The organism is Cryobacterium adonitolivorans, assembly GCF_004402695.1.
GTDB lineage: Bacteria > Actinomycetota > Actinomycetes > Actinomycetales > Microbacteriaceae > Cryobacterium > Cryobacterium adonitolivorans.
Map to the genome: position 1 here is coordinate 22229 of NZ_SOFL01000035.1, position 18115 is coordinate 40343.

15 protein-coding genes are annotated in these 18115 nt (G+C 68.6%); 8 read left to right on the forward strand and 7 right to left on the reverse strand.

Going from position 1 to position 18115, the window contains the following annotated elements; translation table 11 throughout:
- Window positions 1-38: 38 nt before the first annotated feature.
- Window positions 39-716, forward strand: coding sequence for a DUF8185 domain-containing protein (locus E3O42_RS10640; RefSeq protein WP_134453923.1), 678 nt, complete (start codon window positions 39-41; stop codon window positions 714-716).
- Window positions 717-805: 89 nt separating this feature from the next.
- On the opposite strand, the gene E3O42_RS10645 is transcribed toward E3O42_RS10640, so the two are convergent.
- From E3O42_RS10645 to pepN, 4 genes are all read right to left on the reverse strand, one after another.
- Window positions 806-2491, reverse strand: coding sequence for an FAD-binding dehydrogenase (locus E3O42_RS10645; protein WP_134453924.1), 1686 nt, complete (start codon window positions 2489-2491; stop codon window positions 806-808).
- A 58-nt stretch (window positions 2492-2549) separates the two neighbouring features.
- A complete protein-coding gene (locus tag E3O42_RS10650; RefSeq protein WP_134453925.1) occupies window positions 2550-3050 on the reverse strand; it encodes a globin in 501 nt (166 codons plus the stop codon).
- The gene (locus E3O42_RS10655) at window positions 3043-4587 is read right to left on the reverse strand and encodes a mechanosensitive ion channel domain-containing protein (protein ID WP_134453926.1); all 1545 of its coding nucleotides are present in this window, start codon (window positions 4585-4587) and stop codon (window positions 3043-3045) included. The genes E3O42_RS10650 and E3O42_RS10655 overlap by 8 nt, the downstream gene beginning before the upstream one ends.
- 126 nt (window positions 4588-4713) lie before the next feature.
- The gene (pepN, locus tag E3O42_RS10660) at window positions 4714-7257 is read right to left on the reverse strand and encodes an aminopeptidase N (protein WP_134453927.1); all 2544 of its coding nucleotides are present in this window, start codon (window positions 7255-7257) and stop codon (window positions 4714-4716) included.
- Between the two features lie 182 nt (window positions 7258-7439).
- Between pepN and E3O42_RS18740 the strand changes: the two genes are divergently transcribed.
- Entirely contained in the window at window positions 7440-7565 is a 126-nt protein-coding gene (locus E3O42_RS18740) for a hypothetical protein (protein ID WP_255455058.1), read from the forward strand.
- A 35-nt stretch (window positions 7566-7600) separates the two neighbouring features.
- On the opposite strand, the gene E3O42_RS10665 is transcribed toward E3O42_RS18740, so the two are convergent.
- The 3 genes from E3O42_RS10665 to E3O42_RS10675 all read right to left on the reverse strand — a co-directional run bounded on the left by E3O42_RS10665 (window position 7601) and on the right by E3O42_RS10675 (window position 11753).
- Entirely contained in the window at window positions 7601-8356 is a 756-nt protein-coding gene (locus tag E3O42_RS10665; RefSeq protein WP_241984769.1) for an exonuclease domain-containing protein, read from the reverse strand.
- Window positions 8357-8497: 141 nt separating this feature from the next.
- Window positions 8498-10009 carry an SDR family oxidoreductase gene (locus E3O42_RS10670; RefSeq protein ID WP_134453928.1) on the reverse strand — a complete coding sequence of 504 codons (1512 nt, stop codon included), beginning with the start codon at window positions 10007-10009 and terminating at the stop codon, window positions 8498-8500.
- A 169-nt stretch (window positions 10010-10178) separates the two neighbouring features.
- Window positions 10179-11753: an MFS transporter gene (locus tag E3O42_RS10675; RefSeq protein ID WP_134453929.1), complete on the reverse strand. Its 1575-nt coding sequence runs from the start codon at window positions 11751-11753 to the stop codon at window positions 10179-10181.
- A gap of 283 nt (window positions 11754-12036) precedes the next feature.
- Here E3O42_RS10675 and E3O42_RS10680 point away from each other — a divergent pair, with 283 nt between their 5' ends.
- The 6 genes from E3O42_RS10680 (at window position 12037) to E3O42_RS10705 (ending at window position 18096) form a co-directional block, all read left to right on the forward strand.
- Window positions 12037-12663 (forward strand): mycothiol-dependent nitroreductase Rv2466c family protein, encoded by a 627-nt coding sequence (locus tag E3O42_RS10680; RefSeq protein WP_134453930.1) that lies wholly within the window; start codon window positions 12037-12039, stop codon window positions 12661-12663.
- A 41-nt stretch (window positions 12664-12704) separates the two neighbouring features.
- On the forward strand, window positions 12705-13193 hold the full coding sequence (locus E3O42_RS10685; protein ID WP_134453931.1) for a ribose-5-phosphate isomerase: 489 nt from the start codon (window positions 12705-12707) through the stop codon (window positions 13191-13193).
- Between the two features lie 56 nt (window positions 13194-13249).
- Window positions 13250-14236, forward strand: coding sequence for an Fpg/Nei family DNA glycosylase (locus E3O42_RS10690; RefSeq protein ID WP_134453932.1), 987 nt, complete (start codon window positions 13250-13252; stop codon window positions 14234-14236).
- A 66-nt stretch (window positions 14237-14302) separates the two neighbouring features.
- A complete protein-coding gene (locus E3O42_RS10695; RefSeq protein ID WP_134453933.1) occupies window positions 14303-15031 on the forward strand; it encodes an FMN-binding negative transcriptional regulator in 729 nt (242 codons plus the stop codon).
- Entirely contained in the window at window positions 15028-16509 is a 1482-nt protein-coding gene (locus E3O42_RS10700) for an amidohydrolase (RefSeq protein WP_134453934.1), read from the forward strand. Before E3O42_RS10695 ends, E3O42_RS10700 begins: the two co-directional genes overlap by 4 nt.
- Before the next feature lie 78 nt (window positions 16510-16587).
- Complete coding sequence (locus tag E3O42_RS10705; protein ID WP_134453935.1) at window positions 16588-18096, forward strand: sensor histidine kinase; 1509 nt, start codon at window positions 16588-16590, stop codon at window positions 18094-18096.
- Window positions 18097-18115: the final 19 nt, after the last annotated feature.

The window sequence follows — 18115 nt, forward strand, 5'->3', positions numbered from 1 at the left end:
CCGTGGACACCGACGTACCTTGGTAGTTTAGACAGCAGATGAGCCAGTCATTCTCCCTCTCAGATTCCCTGTCCCTCGGCGACCTCCAGGTCTATCTTTCGCGCGCCAGTCGCGTGGAGGACGGTTCGGTGCGGCTCGTCTCCGCGGCGGGCGTGCTTGCCGTGTACACCGCAATCCTGTACCCGCGTGGCCTGCTCGACTCGAGCCCCACGGTGTTGGGCCTTCGCACCTTCGCGCTGACCGAACCCGTTGAGCTCGACGTCGTCGTTCCGGTGCGGTCGCTGCTGGACCGGCTGCTGCGCCTCGAGGCGGCCGTCACCGATGTGGATGCCCCGGTCACCGTCACGGTGCCGCTGCAGGTCTCGTCGGTCACCTGGGCGGGCATCACCCCGCCTCGGGGAGGCTGGACGTCCCAGGGCAGCGCATCACCGGCCGTCCTGGAGGCCGCAGCCCGTGAGGGCATCGCCGAGGTCGCTTCCGTCATCCCGACCGGCACCGGCGAGCAGATCGTGCAGCGGGTGCGGTCCGAGGTCTGGGGCCGCCCGATCGAGGCGCTCGACTTCGTGCCCTCCGGTGCCGGGTTCGCCGCGGTGAGCCTGGGCTTCCTGGCGGTGGACGAGCCGGTGCAGCTCTTCGAGACCGGCCCCTGGACGCGCCTGAGTACGGCCCGTGGCCACATCCTGGTGCGCCGCAAGCCCTGGTCCTTGCGCGCCTAACGCTCCACCCACCCCCGCGAGCCGTGAGATAAGCCCCAAAACTTGGCGTTTTCTGGTGCTTAAGTCACGGCTCGCGTGATCCGAACGGGTCAGAGCGCCGCGGCGACGGCCCGGCCGGCGGTGCGGCCGGAGAACAGGCAGCCGCCGAGGAAGGTGCCCTCCAGCGAGCGGTAGCCGTGTACGCCACCACCGCCGAAGCCGGAGGCCTCGCCCGCCGCGTAGAGTCCGGGGACCGGCTGCCCATCGGCGCCGAGCGCCCGGGCGGAGAGGTCGGTTTCGATGCCGCCCAGGCTCTTGCGGGTAAGCAGGTGCAGCTTCACCGCGATGAGCGGCCCGTTGGCGCGGTCGAGCAGCTTGTGCGGGCTCGCCACCCGAATGAGCTTGTCGCCGCGGTAGTGCCTGGCCTGGCGGATCGCGTTGATTTGGGCATCCTTGCTGAAGTCGTTGTCGAGCTCCCGGTCGCGGGCCAGAATCTCCCGTTCCACCTGTGCGGCGTTAATTCGTACCTCGGGGGAGAGCTGCTGCATGCCCGCGATCAGCTGGTGCAGGGTGTCTGCCACCACAAAGTCCTCGCCCTTGCTCTTGAATGCCTCCACCGGGCCGGGCGCGCCCGGTCCGAGCCGCTGGGCAAGCAGGCGCAGGTCCTTGCCGGTGAGATCGGGGTTTTGTTCGCTGCCGGAGAGCGCGAACTCCTTCTCGATGATCTTCTGGGTGAGCACGAACCAGCTGTGCTCATGGCCGGTCTTAAGCAGGTGCTCCATCGTTCCGAGGGTGTCGAAGCCGGGAAACAGCGGGGCCGGCAGGCGCTTGCCGGTGGCGTCCAGCCACAGCGATGACGGCCCGGGCAGGATGCGGATGCCGTGGCCGGGCCACACCGGGTCGTGGTTGACGATGCCCTCGGTGTAATGCCACATGCGGTCGCCGTTGATCAGGCGGGCGCCGGCCGTTTCGCTGATCCCCAGCATCCGGCCGTCGACGTGGGCGGGCGCGCCGGTGAGCATGTTCGCGGGTGCGGCGCCCAGTCGGGCCGGCCACTGGGCGCGCACCAGGTCGTGATTGCCGCCGATGCCCCCGCTGGTCACGATGACCGCCGACGCCCGCAGCTCGAACTCGCCGACAACTTCCCGGCTGCTGGCCTGCCCGCGGGCCGCAGCACTCGCAGCAAGCAGGCTGCCGCGCACCCCCGCCACGGTGCCGCTCTCGACGATCAGCTCGTCGACCTGGTGCCTGTGCAGGGCCGTGACCAGGCCGGCGCGCACCCCCTCGCGGACCCGGGTGATGAACGGTTCCAGAATCGCGGGCCCGGTTCCCCAGACGATATGGAAGCGAGGAACAGAGTTACCGTGTTGCAGGGCGGTATATCCGCCACGTTCGGCCCAGCCGACGACGGGGAAGAACGTCACCCCGCGTTCCTTCAACCAGGCCCGCTTCTCGCCGGCGGCGAAGTTGAGGTACGCCTCGGCCCACCGGGTCGGCCAATAGTCCTCGCTTCGGTCGAAGCCGGCGCTGGCGAACCAGTCCTGCCGGGCAAGATCGAGGGAGTCCTTCACTCCCATCCGGCGTTGCTCGGGGGAGTCGACAAGGAACAAGCCACCGAATGACCACCAGGCCTGTCCGCCGAGCGAGGCGGCGCTCTCCTGGTCGACCAGCAGCACCCGCTTGCCCGCGTCCACGAGTTCGGCCGTGGCGACCAGACCGGCCAGGCCGGCCCCCACCACGATCACATCGGCGGAGATGTTCGGGTGCGTGGGCAGGCCGGGGCGGGAGGGGCTCATGGTGACTCCATTGTCAGTGAGGCGGGCTTGTCAGTGCGGCGGGGACTTCGGGGCGGAGTTACTCGTCGAAGGTGTTGACCATAGCGTGTGCGGCGCGCTCGAGGTAGTCCCACAGGGTGGCACGCTGCAGCGGGGGCAAGTCGCACGAATCAACGGCGCTCTGCATATGCAGCAACCAGCGGTCGCGGGCATCCGGGTTCACCTTGAACGGCTGGTGCCGCTGGCGCAGGCGGGGGTGCCCGCGTTGCTCGCTGTAGGCGCCTGGCCCGCCCCAGTACTGTTCTAGGAAGCCGGTGAGCCGGTCCGCTGCGGGACCGAGGTCCTCCTCCGGGTACATGGGCTTGAGGACCGGGTCGCCGGCAACGCCGCGGTAGAACTCGGCGACGAGCTTCTCGAAGAACGGCCGGCCGCCGACCTCCTGGTAAAACGACGGCCCGATCGCCGCGCCGTTCTCGCCGGCGCGAAGGTGCACCGCTGACGGACCGGCGGCCGGTATCAGGACCGGCCCCTGGGCCGATGCGGCACGGATGGCTGGATTCGTCGACGTCGGATCAGTCATGGGTGTCTCCATCGCGGGTTGTGGCCGTACCGGACGACACCTCCGGCTGCGGCTCGGCCTGCTTGTCGATCGGCCGGGTCTTCGGCTTGGCCGGCTGCTTCGTGGCGGGCTTGGCGGTCGGCTTGGCCGTCGAGTCGGTGGCGGCGGGGTGTTGTGGCGGTGTGGCGGCCTGTTGCGCCGGTGTGGCGACAGGCGGTGTGGCGACGGCCGTCGTATCGTTCGATGCTGTGGCCGGGCCGTCAGGTGAGTCAGAGAACTCGGGTGACGCATCCTGCACCGGCAGGCGCACGGTGCGGGGCGCCCGGGGCGCCTGGTTGCGGGCGATCGACGGGATGCGGGTGGTGGGCTGGGCGGCGGCGTCGATGGTCTGCGGTGTGGCCGGAACGAGCGGCGACGCCGGCGTCTTCGCGGAGCGAAGTGCAGCCGGCTGCGGCGTCGCAGGGTGCCGTGCGTCCGGGTGCGGTGCTGCCGACTGCGGTGCTGCCGACTGCGGTGCCGCGGCGTGCGGTGACGCGGATGCCGCCGCGGCGGCAGCTTCGGCAGCCCTGGCCGCGCGGCTCTTGCGCGGCGCCTTCTTCGGCGGAGCAATCACGGGCAACGGAGTGGTGCGCGGCGGGCGGGCACCCTGCACGCTCGCGGCGCCCTCGAAACCGGTGAGCACGATGCTGGTGAGCGAGGGCAGCTCGACTCCCATCGCGTCGAGAGCCCTCTTGAGACGCAGCCGAAGTTCGCGCGCCACGTCGTCCTTGGCTGTTGTGCGGGTCTTGATGACGATACGGATGACGACGGCATCCTCGGCGATCGACTCGATTCCCCAGATTTCGGGCTTCTCGAGCACACGGGAGCGCCACTTGCTGTTGGTGGCCATCTCCACGGCCACGCGCAGCATCTCGGTCTGCACGGCCTCGACGTCGGTCTTATACGGCACGGCGAGGTCGATGATCACGCGGGCCCAACCCTGCGACATGTTGCCCACGCGCAGGATCTCACCGTTGCGCACGAACCAAAGAGTGCCGTTGACGTCGCGAACCTGGGTGATGCGGATGCCGACGGCTTCGACGACACCTGTCGCCGGGCCGAGGTCCACCACGTCGCCGACACCGAGCTGGTCTTCCATCACCATGAAGAGGCCGTTGAGGACGTCCTTGACGATGTTCTGGGCGCCGAACCCGAGGCCGGCGCCGAGCGCTGCCGTGAGCAGGGCGAACGACGTGAGGATCTCCGGGTTGAGCTCGGTCACGATGAGCAGGATCGCGATCACCACCACCACAACGTTCACGATGTTGGTCAGCACCGAACCGAGGGTGCGGGTGCGCTGCACGGTTCGCACGGCCGCCACCGGCGACACGTTCAGCGCCTGGGTGTCGTCGACGTTCTGAGTTTTCTTGACACCAGACACGATCTGGGCGACCACGCGGTGGATGACGAAGAGCAGCAGCCAGCGCGCCACCAGCGAGAAGATGATGATGACGGCGACCTGCACGATCGTCAGGTTATAGATGGAGTCGGCCGCAGCCCAGAAGGTATCCCAATTCATAGCTCGGCCAGTCTACCGAGCGACCACTCCGTGCTTCCTGAGGGCCACGCACGGCAGCCGAAAGACGATGGCGCCGCACCGTCCTTGGGGAACGGTGCGGCGCTATCGATACAGCGACGGGCGTTGTCAGTCCTTGTCGCGGGCCTGCACACGCAAGCTCCGCTCCACACCGGCGAGGTTCTCCACCACGAGACGGCGAAGCGCTGCGGGCTCCGGGTTGGCGTCCAGCCACGCGCGGGTGGCGTCGACCAGGGCCTGGTTGGACAGCGGCGACGGGTAGAGACCCACGATGAGCTTCTCCGCGATGGAATAGCTCCGCTCGGCCCACACCTTCTGCAGCACGGCGAAGTACTGGCCGACGAACGGCTCGAGCAGGCTCGTGTCATGCGCGCGCAGGAACCCGGCGGCGGTGACCCGCACGATGGTGTTCGGTGCGGTGTCAACGTCGATAAGCGACGCCCAGGCGGCCTGTTTGCCCTCGATCGTGGGGATCGCGGCGCGCGCGTTGGCGGCGGACTGGGCGCCGGTGGCGGTGTTGTCGGCGGCCAGCGCGGAGGCGATCTCCGCCTCGCCCGCTTCGCCGCCGGCGACCAGCGCTGCGAGCAGCTCCCAGCTGAGGTCGGTGTCGATGTCGAGGCCCGGCAGAGCGAATGAGCCGGTGCGCAGGCCCGAGACGGCGGCCAGCTGGGCCGGCGTCTCGGCGACGGAAGCGAAGAACTTCACGAACTGGAACTGGGCGTCGCTGCCGGCCTCAGCGCCCTGGGCCAGGGCCCACAGCGCGTCACCGACCGCCGCGACGGTGGCGTCGCGGTGTTCGGGCGCCACGTAATACTGCGCGGTGAGCGACACCTGGCCGAGCACCGTGCGCAGCGTCGTGGACTCGGTCTCGGTGGCGATGTTGCCGAGGACCAGCTTGACGAAGTCCCGCGGCGACGTTTCGGCGTCGCGCGTGGCGTCCCAGACGGAGCCCCAGACCAGCGACCGGGCCAGCGGGCTGGCGATCGCGGCGAGGTGCTCGAGGGCGACGGCGTGCGAGGAGGGGTCGAGGCGCACCTTGGCGTAGGCGAGGTCGTCGTCGTTGAGAAGGATCAGGTCGGCGCGGCTGCGACCGACGAGCTCCGGCACATCCGTCTGGGCGCCGTCGACGTCGAGCTCGACGCGGTGGGTGCGCACCAGCGCGCCGTCGACCAGATCGTAGAACCCGATCGCGAGGCGGTGCGGGCGAATGGTGGGGTAGTCCTCTGTGGCGGTCTGCAGTACCGCGAACGCGGTGATGACACCGGCCTCGTCGACCTCGATCTGCGGGCGCAGGGTGTTCACGCCGGCGGTCTCGAGCCACAGGGCGGCCCAGTCGGAGAGGTCGCGGCCGGAGGCGGCTTCAAGCTCGACGAGCAGGTCGGAGAGCTCGGTGTTGCCCCAGGCGTGCTTCTTGAAGTAGGAGGCGACGCCGGTGAAGAACGCGTCGATGCCCACCCAGGCCACGAGCTGCTTGAGCACCGAGCCGCCCTTGGCGTAGGTGATGCCGTCGAAATTCACCTGTACGTCTTCGAGGTCGGTGATGGTGGCCACGACGGGGTGGGTGGAGGGCAGCTGGTCCTGGCGGTACGCCCAGCTCTTCTCCATCGCCGCGAAGGTGGTCCACGCTTCGGTCCACTCGGTGGCCTCTGCGGTGGCGATGGTCGACGCCCACTCGGCGAACGACTCGTTCAGCCACAGGTCGTTCCACCACTTCATGGTGACCAGGTCGCCGAACCACATGTGCGCCAGTTCGTGCAGGATCGTGACGACGCGGCGTTCCTTGATCGCGTCGGTGACCTTGGAGCGGAAGACGTAGGTCTCGGTGAAGGTGACCGCGCCGGCGTTCTCCATGGCGCCGGCGTTGAACTCCGGCACGAACATCTGGTCGTACTTGTCGAACGGGTACGGGAAGTCAAACTTCTCCTCGAAGTAGGCGAAGCCCTGGCGGGTCTTCTCGAAGATGTAGTCGGCATCCAGGTACTCGAACAGGCTCTTGCGGCTGAACAGGCCCAGCGGAATGACGCGGCCGTCGCTGGAGGTGAGCTCGCTGCGCACAACGGCGTACGGCCCGGCCACGAGGGCGGTGATGTAGCTGGAGATGGTGTGGGTGGGCGGGAACGCCCAGGTCTTGTTGCCGTTGCCGGCGTCCGTGGGCTCTGGTGTGGCCGAGTTGGAGATGACCTCCCAGGCGCCGGGCGCGGTGACGGTGAAGTTGAAGACGGCCTTGAGGTCGGGCTGCTCGAACACGGCGAAGACACGGCGGGAGTCTGGCACCTCGAACTGGCTGTACAGGTAGACCTCGTTGTCGACGGGGTCGACGAAACGGTGCAGGCCCTCGCCGGTGTTCGTGTACGCGGCGTCGGCGACGACGGTGAGCACGTTCTCGGCTGCGAGACCGTCAAGCTGAATGCGGATGCCATCGGTGACGACGGCGGGGTCGAGCTCGGCACCGTTGAGAGTGACGCTGTGCACGCTCTCGGTGATCGCGTCAATGAAGGTCGAGCTACCGGCCACGGCGCTGAAGGCGACGGTGGTCGTGCTGGCGAAGGTCGTGGAACCCGTCGTCAGGTCAAGGGTGACGTCGTAACTGGTCACGCTGACGAGCGCCTTGCGCTCCTGGGCTTCGATCCTGGTGAGGTTTTCTCCGGGCAACGGTTTCTCCATCTTCGTTTCGCGGGCGCTTCTGGCGCTTTTCGCATAGAGAACAAGCCTAGCCACGGTGGCGACGATGGCGCGCCTGATTATGCTGACGGCATGAGAACAAGCACGGATGCCGGCGCCGATACCGCGCTGCGCTATCGGGCATTCGCCGAGGTTGAGGCCAGGTGCCGGGTGTGGCAGGGACGCTGCCGTCGATCCTGCCCGCGGTATCCGGCTCGATTGATTTTGTGCTCTCCCTGGACGGCAGGGCGCTCGCACTCGCCCAACCGCACGGACGTGCGGTGCACTGGCTCGAATGAGGAACGGCCCGGCTAATCGCCGGGCGGGCGGGTGTTTAGACCTGGGGTGCCGCCAGCACGGGCACGGCCGTGGCACGGTCGGCGCCGACCCTGATCGGCCAGGCGCCGTCGATGACGATCAGGTCGTCGCCCTTGGACTTGCGCAGGTACGCCTGGAAGCTCTCGGCCTGCTCCAGCGCCCAGCCGACCTGGCGGTCGTGCAGGTTGTGCAGGTCGGTCTCCTCGGTCTTGGCCAGCAGCGCCCAGGCCACCCGGCCGGTGGCCACCGCATCCGCTTCGGCGTCGTGGGCGCCCTCGAGCAGCACGCCGTAGTACTCGGCGGTCGCCACGAGGGTGCGCTTGCCCTTGCGGTAGCGGTCGACAGCCTTGTCAATCACATACGGGTCGAGCACCGGGCCGAAGTCCTCGATGGGCACCAGGCCGTAGCGGCGGGCCTCGGCGTTGAGCATGGACAGGTCGAAGCTGGCGTTGTACGCCACGATCGGGCGGCCGCCCTCGATGCTGCGGCGCAACACCGTGAGCATCTCGGCGATGGCGGTGGCAGGGTCGACCCCGTCGCGCTGGGCGACCTCGTCGGTGATGCCGTGGATCGCGGACGCCCCGTCCGGAATGGGGATACCGGGGTTGAGCAGCCAGCTGTACGAGCCGTTCACCGCGCCGTCGCGCATGACCCGGCCGATGAAGCACGTGACGATGCGGTCCTCGTCGGTGTTGACCCCGGTGGTTTCGAGGTCGAACACGCACAGCGAGGGGATGTCGGCGATTGCGGTCTTCGCGATAGTTGTCTGCACGCTCCGACCCTATCGGCGCCCACCGACACTGCCCGGCAGGTGCGTGGGAGTGCCGCGGAAGTGTTCCGCGAGCTGTGAGATTGGCCCCAGGAAATCGCATCCTGTGGTGCTTTTCTCACGGCTCGCGGGATGTGGGCGGGGTTACCAGGTGCCGGGGCGGTAGTCCTTGAGAAAGACCCCGTGCACGTCTTCGCCGTGCTCGCCGCGCACGATGGGGTCGTACACCCGGGCGGCGCCGTCGACCAGGTCGAGCGGGGCGTGGAAGCCCTCCTCGGCCAAGCGGATCTTGGTGGGGTGCGGACGCTCGTCGGTGATCCAGCCGGTGTCGACGCTGGTCATCAGGATGCCGTCGGAGAGCATCTCCTTCGCGCTGGTGCGGGTAAGCATGTTCAGCGCGGCCTTGGCCATGTTGGTGTGCGGGTGGCCGGGACCCTTGTAGCCGCGGCCGAAGACACCCTCCATCGCCGACACGTTCACGATGTAGGTGCGCCGGGCGTCGGATGCCGCCATCGAGGCGCGCAGGCGACTGACCAGCAGGAACGGCGCGGTGGTGTTACACAACTGGACCTCGAGCATTTCGAGGGGGTCGACGTCTTCGACGTTGGCCGTCCAGCTGTTCTCCTCGTGCAGGTCGGGCACCAGGCCACCCGCGTCGATGGCGGTGCCCGCGGCGAGCCGCGCCAGCGAGGAGGATCCGGGGGCCAGGGCCAGCGCCGTGAGGTCGTCTGCGGTGAGCGCGGCGCCGGTCGCCGCGGCGGCGAGGATCGGGTGGCTCGCGACGGAAGCGGCCAGCGCGGTGGGGTGCGCGTCGTTGGTGTGCCCGAACGAGACGATCTCGGGCAGTTCGCCCTCCGGCAGCGGCGACGACTCGGCCTCCACCAGCGGGGAGTACGAGCCGGGGGAGCGGCGCACGGTCTGGGCGGCGTTGTTGATCAGGATGTCCAGCGGGCCCTGCGCGGCGACGGAGTCGGCCAGGCCGATCACCTGGGCCGGGTCGCGCAGGTCGATGCCCACCACGCGGAGGCGGTGCAGCCAGTCCCTGGAGTCGGGCATGGCGCTGAAGCGTCGTACGGCGTCGCGGGGAAACCGGGTGGTGATCGTGGTGTGGGCGCCGTCGCGTAGCAGCCGCAAGGCGATGTACATGCCGATCTTGGCGCGGCCGCCGGTGAGCAGGGCGCGCTTGCCGGTGAGGTCGGTGCGGGCGTCGCGCTTGGTGTGGCTCATCGCCGCGCAGCTCGGGCAGAGCTGGTGGTAGAACGCGTCGACGAGGGTGTACTTCTGCTTGCAGATGTAGCAGGCTCGCGGCACGAGCAATTCGCCGGCGGAGGGCCGGTCCGTGCCGAGTCGCAGCTGGGCGCCGATGGTCTCGTCGTCGATGCGGGTGGGAGCACCGGTGGCGGTGGCGGCGATGACCTCGCGGTCGGCGTCGGCGATCAGCTGGCGCTTCTCGTGCCGGCGCACGGTCTTCACCGATTTGAACATCTTGGCAGTGGCCTGGCGAACGGTGACGAAATCGGGGTCGTCCGGGTCGATGGTCGCCAGGGAGGCGAGCACGCGCAGGGCTACCTCGAGGTCGTGGGGGTCGATCGCGGGGGCGGTGGCGTCGGCGGGTCTCTCGGCGGGCGCGCTCTGCGGGTGTTGCTCGGTGGTCATCAGAGAATTCTACGACGGTGCGTCCGCCCGTCATACTGCCGGGCATACAGACAACTGTGGCCGGTGCGGACGATTGCGCCCGGCGTGCGGGTAACAATTGTCCGCACCGGCCACAGTTACCTCCGAAGAGGCGACCCTCCGATGAGGAAGGAGGCGGTGCGAGGTGGAGCTAGACCTTGGCCGGCTCTGCGTCGGTCTCGGTCTTGAGCTCGCTCAGGTCCATCGACGAGGTCGGCGGCTCGAAGGTGGCGTCGAACGGCATCTCGTCGTGGTCGAGCAGCGGGTTCTCGAACTGGCCGGCGACGAGTTCATGCGCCTCTTCGACCGTCTGCACGCTCGGCATGGAGCCGGGCAACGGGCGGTTGGCGGATTCCTTGAGCCAGAAGATGCTGATTCCACCGATGAACGAGGTCGCCATCAGGTAGTAGGCCGGCATCATGTCGTCGCCGGTTCCCGCGATGAGCGCCGCGATGATGAACGGCGTGGTGCCACCGAAGATCGCGACGGCGAAGTTGTACGCGATGCCCATGGCCCCGTAGCGGCTGGCGGTGGGGAAGAGGGCCGGCAGCGCGGAGGCGAGGTTGGCGACGTAGAACGTGACCGGAAGGGCGATCAGGGCCAGACCCAGCAGTGTCGTCCAGACGGAGCCGGCTCCGATGAGCAGGAACGCGGGGATGGCGAAGACCACGGCGCTGATCGAGCCCATCCAGAGCACCGGGCGACGGCCGATCTTGTCGCTCAGACGGCCGGTGAGGGGGATGCAGCAGGCCATGATCACGAGGACCGGGATCGTCAGCAGCGTTCCGTGCAGCTCGTCGTACCCCATGGTGCTGGTGAGGTAGGTCGGCATGTACGAGGTGAGCGCGTAGCCGACGGTGTTCGCGGCGGCAACGAGGATCATCGCGAGGACGATTCCGCGCCAGTAGTTCTTGAAGATGGCGACAGGTCCCTTGGGGATGCTGTCGTCGTTGACGAAGTTCGGATCCTTCAGCGCGATCTCCTGAGCGTCCAGGCTGGCCTGGAAGGTCGGCGACTCCTCGATCTTCATCCGGAAGTAGATCGCGATCAGGCCGAGGGGGCCCGCGAGCAGGAACGGCAGACGCCAGCCCCACTCTTCCATCGCGGCCTGGCCCAGGGTCACCTGCAGGATCGACACGAGAGCGGCACCCATGGCGAAGCCGAGGTAGCTGCCCATGTCGAGGAAGCTGGCGAGGAAGCCGCGATTCTTGTCCGGGGCGTGCTCGCTCACGAAGGTGGTGGCACCGGCGTACTCGCCACCGGTGGAGAATCCCTGTACGAGCTTGGTCAGCACCAGCAGCACGGCGGCCCAGATGCCCAGCTGCGCATAGCCGGGCAGGATGCCGACAACGAAGGTGGACGCGGCCATGAGCATCAGCGTCATGGCGAGCACCTTCTGTCGGCCGAGCTTGTCGCCCAGCCAACCGAAGAACACGCCGCCGAGCGGGCGGGCGATGAAGGTGGCGGCGAAGGTGCCGAGGAGGAACAGGGTCTGCACGGTCGGGTCTGCCTCGGGGAGGAAGACGGGACCCATGGTGGTGATCAGGTAGCCGAAGACACCGACGTCATACCATTCCATGGTGTTTCCGACGATGGTGCCGCCGAGAGCCTTCTTCAGCATCGGGCGGTCGACGACGTTCACGTCGGACACCTTCAGGCGCCGTCGAAGCAGCGGCTTCTTGATCTTCTTCACGGTGTGATCCGCTCCGTTGATTGCGTTTGACATACGTCACTTTCTGACAATAGAGATGCCTCTTTTGGAGGTCATGACATGACTCTTGCGCAGACATATCAGGCCTCGTGTAGAGGTCATGAGATGCCTCAGATCGAGGTCATGTGCCCCGGATGCGGAGCAGCCCCTCAGCGGGCATAAGCGTCAATTTTAGCGCAATTTGCCTCAGAATCAGGCATTTCTCTTTCGATAGCTGCTCTGGACAGGGCTTTAGCCGGGTACGGGGCGTGCCGGTTTGGCGGCAATTCGGCGCCTTCGACTCGCTTAGGCTGGTTCGATGAGTGACTCTGTGACCTTCTGGTTTGACCCCTCCTGCCCCTGGGCATGGATGACTTCTCGTTGGGTAGACGAGGTGAGCGATCTACGCGGCTTCGAGGTGAGCTGGCAGGTCATGAGCCTGGCCGTGCTGAACGAGAACACCGACGTCTCCGAGGAGTACCGCGCGCTCTTCCCCCGAGCCCTCAAATACACCCGCCTCGTGCAGGCCGCGCAGGAGCTGCACGGCCAGGAGACGGTGAAGGCCCTCTACGACGCCCTGGGCACCCGTATCCACCACGAGGGCAATTCGGATGCCGCGTCCGTGATTCCCGCGGCGCTCGCCGAGGTGGGCCTGCCGGCCGACTTCGCCCGCTTCGCCGAGAGCGACGAGTTCGACCTGCAAATGCGCGCCAGCCACTTCGACGGCATCAACCGGGTGGGCCAGGACGTCGGCACCCCCGTGATCGCCGTGAACGACGTGGCCTTCTTCGGACCGGTCATCTCACCGGCACCCACTGGAGAAGCGGCACTGGCCCTGTGGGACGGCGTGGTCGCGGTGGCCAGCTACGACGGCTTCTTCGAGATCAAGCGCAGCCGCACCCGCGACCCGATCTTTGCGCCCGCCCTCGTCGCGGTCGCCGAGTAGCCGCGCTGCAGCATCCCGCGCGACTAAATAGACTGCTCATCATGCGCATCCACATCGCCACCGACCACGCCGGCCTCGACTTCAGCACCCTCCTGATCAGCCACCTCGGTACGGCCGGCCATGAGGTCATCGACCACGGGCCCACCAGTTACGAACCGCTCGACGACTACCCGGCGTTCTGCATCAGTGCGGCCGCGGCCGTCGTCGCCGACCAGGCGGCCGGCGTTGAGGCCCTCGGCGTGGTGTTCGGCGGCTCAGGCAACGGTGAGCAGATCGCGGCCAACAAGGTGCGCGGCGCCCGCGCGGCGTTGGTCTGGAACCCGGCCACAGCCGCCCTTGCCCGCGAGCACAACAACGCCAACGTCATCGCGATCGGCGCCCGCCAACACCCCATCGAGGACGTCATCGCGTTCATCGACACGTTCATCGCCACCCCGTTCCCCGGCGAGGAACGCCACCAGCGCCGCATCGACCAGCTCGCCGAATACGAGACAACGGGCACCATTGCCGGCACCGTCCTGGCCGTCTGAGCGGCTGAGTAGCCGAACCGCCATCACCTGAGTCACCGAATCCGAAAGGCGTCGCCGTGCCAGAGGGTCATTCCGTCCACCGCATCACCCGGCAGTTCGTGCGCAACTTCGTGGGCCGCACGGTGGAGCTGTCATCGCCGCAGGGCCGGTTCGCGGCCGGTGCGGCCCAACTGAGCGGTCACGTGATGACGGATGCCCGCGCCGTGGGCAAGCAGATGTTCCTCGAGTTCGACAACGGGCTCTGGTTGCGCGTGCACCTGGGCATGTACGGGGCCTGGGACTTCGCGGGCGACATCATCATGGATGCCACGATCGCCTCGAGCAACGGCCGGATGGGGCAGACCAACCAGCGCGGCACGGACCTCGCGCCGGTGCTGGATTCCGCCGGCGAGAACTCCATGCACAGCATCGGTGCGCCCCGCCGCACCCGGGTGCGCATGGCCGAGCAGGAGAAGGAGATCGACCAGCTCGATACCTTCCCGCCGGAACCGGTCGGCCAGGTACGGGTGCGCCTGCTCACCGACACCGTCTCGGCCGACCTGCGCGGCCCGACCGCCTGCGAGGTTCTCGACCCCGCCCAGGTGGACGCCGTGATGGCCCGGCTCGGCCCGGACCCCCAGCTGGACGACACCCCCGAAGCCGAGCAGCGCTTCGTCGACACCGTAGACAAGAAGCCCACCCGCATCGGCCTGTTGCTGATGGACCAGTCCGTGGTCAGCGGCATCGGCAACGTCTACCGCGCCGAGCTGCTGTTCCGGGCGAGGATCAACCCGCACGCCCCGGGCAAGTCCCTGAGCGAGGAGGGCCTGCGCTCCCTCTGGCGGGACTGGGCGCACCTGCTGGCCATCGGTGTGAACACCGGCCAGATGATGACCATGGATGACCTGACCGGTGACGACTACCGGCTCGCGATGAAGAACCGCGCCGACCGGCACTGGGTCTACAAACGCGAGGGGTTGCCCTGCCGGATCTGCGGCACCCACATCACCCTCGAGGAGATGGGCGCCCGCAAGCTCTACTACTGCCCGTCCTGCCAGGCCTGACCCGTCCCATCCGCCGCACCTGCTTCATTCGCCGCTGACCCCGCCCGCACCCCAGGAGCCTGCCCCGTGAGAACCAACCCCAGCTTCGCGCTCGACCAGGTCGACGAGGTGCGCCGGCTGATCCGGGAGTACCCCTGGGTGACCCTGGTGAGCTCCACCGTCGCCGGCGAGCTCGTCGCCTCGCACTATCCCGTGATCCTCGACCCCGCCGCCGGCGCCGGCGAGATCGTGCTGCTCAGCCACGTCGGCCGGCCAGACGAACAGCTACACGAACTGGGCGCGCACGAGATGCTCGTGATCGTGCAGGGCCCGCACGGCTACATCTCACCCGGCTGGTACGACGCACGGCCCGCCGTGCCCACCTGGAACTTCGTCACCGCGCACCTGCACGGCACCCCGGAGATCCTCTCCAATGCCGAGAACCTGCGGGTTCTGGCCGCCCTGGTCGACCACTTCGAAGACCGCCTGGACGAACCCCGGCGCCTGAACGGTACCCCCGAGAACGCTGACTACGCCGCCCGCATCGTCGCCGGCACAGTCGGGTTCCGCCTGCGGGTGACCCGCTTCACGGCCAAGGACAAAATGAGCCAGAACAAGCCGGCCGAGACCGTGGACCGCATCCTCGCCGAACTCGACGGCGACGGCCCCTACGCGAGCCCGGCGCTGGCCGCCCGGATGCGCCGCGCCCGCGACAGCGCCTCCGAACACAGCGCCTCCGAACACAGCGCCTCCGAACACAGCGCCTCGGAACACAGCGCATCTGAACACAGCGCCTCCGACCGAGCCGCCGAATGAGCCTGGTGCTGCGCAACGGTCGACTGCCCGGCAGCGACGACCTCGTCGACGTGCGCATCGACGACGGCCTGATCACCTCGATCGGCTACCTCGCACCCACGAGCGACCGCTCAGCGGCGACCCGGACCGTGGATCTCGGCGAGCGATGGATCACGCCGGGGCTCTGGGACAACCACGTTCACTTCAGCCAGTGGTCCCAGACCTCCAGGCGGCTCGACGTGTCCGACGCGACCAGCGCCCGGGCGGCCGCCGACCTGGTGGCTGACCGGCTGGCCGCCGTGCCGGCCGTCGGCGAGCACGACAGGCTCGTCGGATTCGGCTTTCGGGACGCCCTGTGGACAGACACCCCGAGCCGCACCCTGCTCGACGCCGCCTCAGGGCCGGTGCCGGTGGTGCTGGTCAGCGGCGACCTGCACAGCTGCTGGCTGAACTCCGCCGCCCTCGCGGTGTACGGCTTCGCCGGCCACCAGACCGGGCTGCTGCGCGAGGATGACGCCTTCGCGGTGGAACACGCCATCGACAACGTGCCGGACGCCGACCTCGACGCCTGGGCCGACGAGGCCGCCCGCGCCGCGGCCGCCCGCGGTGTGGTGGGCATCGTCGACCTCGAGATGACCTGGAACCTGGACGTGTGGCGGCGCCGCATCAGTGCCGGCACCGACTCGCTGCGGGTGGACTTCGGCCTCTACACGCACCACCTCGACGACGCGATCGAGCAAGGCCTCACCAGCGGCCAGGTGATCGACGGCACCGGGGGACTCCTCACCGTCGGCCCGTACAAGGTGATCACCGACGGCTCACTGAACACCCGAACCGCGTACTGCTTCGACGCCTACCCAGGTCTCGCCGGCGACCACGACCGCGGCATGCTCACCGTGCCCGCCGTCGAGCTTGTCGAATTGATGCGGCGGGCCGACGCCGCCGGCATCCGCCCGGCCGTGCACGCCATCGGCGACAACGCTAACAGCCTCGCCCTCGACGCCTTCGAGGCCGTGGGCTGCACCGGCAGCATCGAGCATGCCCAGCTGCTCACCGCGGCCGACGTGGCCCGGTTCGCACGCCTGGGCGTCACGGCCAGCGTGCAGCCCGAGCATGCCCTCGACGACCGCGACGTGGCCGACCGGTACTGGGCCGGCCGAACCGACCGGGCGTTCCGGCTGGCCGACCTGCTCGCCGCCGGGGTGCACCTGGCGCTCGGCTCCGACGCGCCCGTCGCCCCGCTCGACCCCTGGGTGGCGATCTCGGCCGCCGTGGGCCGCAGCCGGGGCGAGCGTGCCGCCTGGCACCCCGACCAGGCGATCTCCCGGCAGGCGGCGCTGGCGGCATCCGCCCGCGGCCGGCACGGCATCGTTGTGGGTCAGACGGCCGACCTCTCGATCTGCGAGATCGACCCGTTTGTGGCGTCGGTGGCCGACCTGCGACGGATGCCCGTGGCCGCGACACTGCTCGGCGGCCGGTTCACGCACGACACGCTCTGAGGTGCGGGGGATAACCCCCAGGCCGATCCGGCGGCTGGGGGGATGGGCACCCGGCGCGGCGCAGAGCACGCTGGAACAATGACGAACGACACCCTCAATTCCACTACCGGCGCCAGTGACACCACCGGGAGCCCGAACTCTGCCACGCTGGGCTTCGTGCAGCCCACCAGCAAGCCCGCCGATGCCGGCCTGACCACTTCCGGCCAGACCCCCTCCGGCCAGACCCCCGCTCACCCCTCCGACACCGGGCCAAGCGGCTACCTCGGCCTGTGGGCGCGCATCCCCAGGGAACTGGGGTTCCTACTGCCCACCCTGCTCATCGTCATCGCATCCCTGACGGTCCTGGTGACCCTGTTCTCCACGGGGCTGAGCCTGGTCGCCGTCTTCGTCGGCCTGTTCATCGTCGTGGCCGCCCTGTACGCCGCCCGCGGCTTCGGCGTCGTCGAACTCACCCGGCTGCGCTGGGCCGGCCAGCCGGTCATCACCCAGCCGCAGTGGACGCCGCGCGGCGAACCCGCGACACCGCTGCGCGCCATCCTCGGCCCGCTGGTGTCCGGGCACTACTGGCTCTACCTGCTGCACGGCATGATCGTGAACTTCATCGTGGGTGTCGTGTCCTGGTCGATAACCATCGTGTGGATGTTCGGCGCTCTTGGCGGACTCACCTACTGGACCTGGAGCTGGTCGCTGCCGGACAACACCGAATCCGTGGGGCTCTTCGGGCTGGTCACCGGTTCGTTCGGCCCGGGAAGCACCCAGAATCTGGCCGCCGAGAACGTGCTGAACGCCGCCCTGGGCCTGGCCTTCCTGCTCACCCTGCCGTTCGTCACCCGCGGCATGGTCCTGATGCACCAGGGCATCGCCCGCGTGATGCTCGGCGCCTGGTCCTCCGAGGTCCTGCAGCGCGAGGTCGCCGACCTCAGCGCGTCGCGTGGCGCCGCCGTGTCGGCCGAAGACCAGTCGCTGCGTAGGCTCGAACGTGACATCCACGACGGGCCCCAGCAGCGCCTGGTGCGCCTGCAAATGGACCTCGCCAGCGCCGAACGCCGCCTCGACGACGATCCGGATGCCGCGCGCCAACTTCTGGTGGAAGCCCGCGAACAGGCTCGCGACACCCTCGAGGAACTGCGGGCGCTGTCCAGGGGACTGGTGCCGCCGATCCTGCAGGACCGCGGCCTGATCGTGGCCCTGGAGTCGCTGGCCGCCCGCAGCACCGTGCCCGTGCACCGGGAACTGCAGGTCGACCGGGACCTGCGCCTGCCGTCGGAGATCGAACGCAGCGCCTACTTCATCGCCGCCGAACTGCTCACCAACGTGGCCAAGCATGCCGACGCCACGAGTCTGCGGCTGCGCCTGGAGTTGCGCCGGGTGCCGGAGGACGACTCCACCTGGCTGGACCTCTGGGTCATCGACAACGGCCACGGCGGCGCCGTGCTCCGCGAAGGCCACGGCCTGGCCGGCCTCGACGAACGCCTCAAGGGCCTGCGCGGGGTGCTCTCCGTGCGAAGCCCTCACGGCGGTCCCACCGCGGTCGGCGCACACATCCCGCTGGTCAGCGACCCGGGCAGTTCGCTCACTCGGCCGTGAGTGCGCCCTATCCTGAACG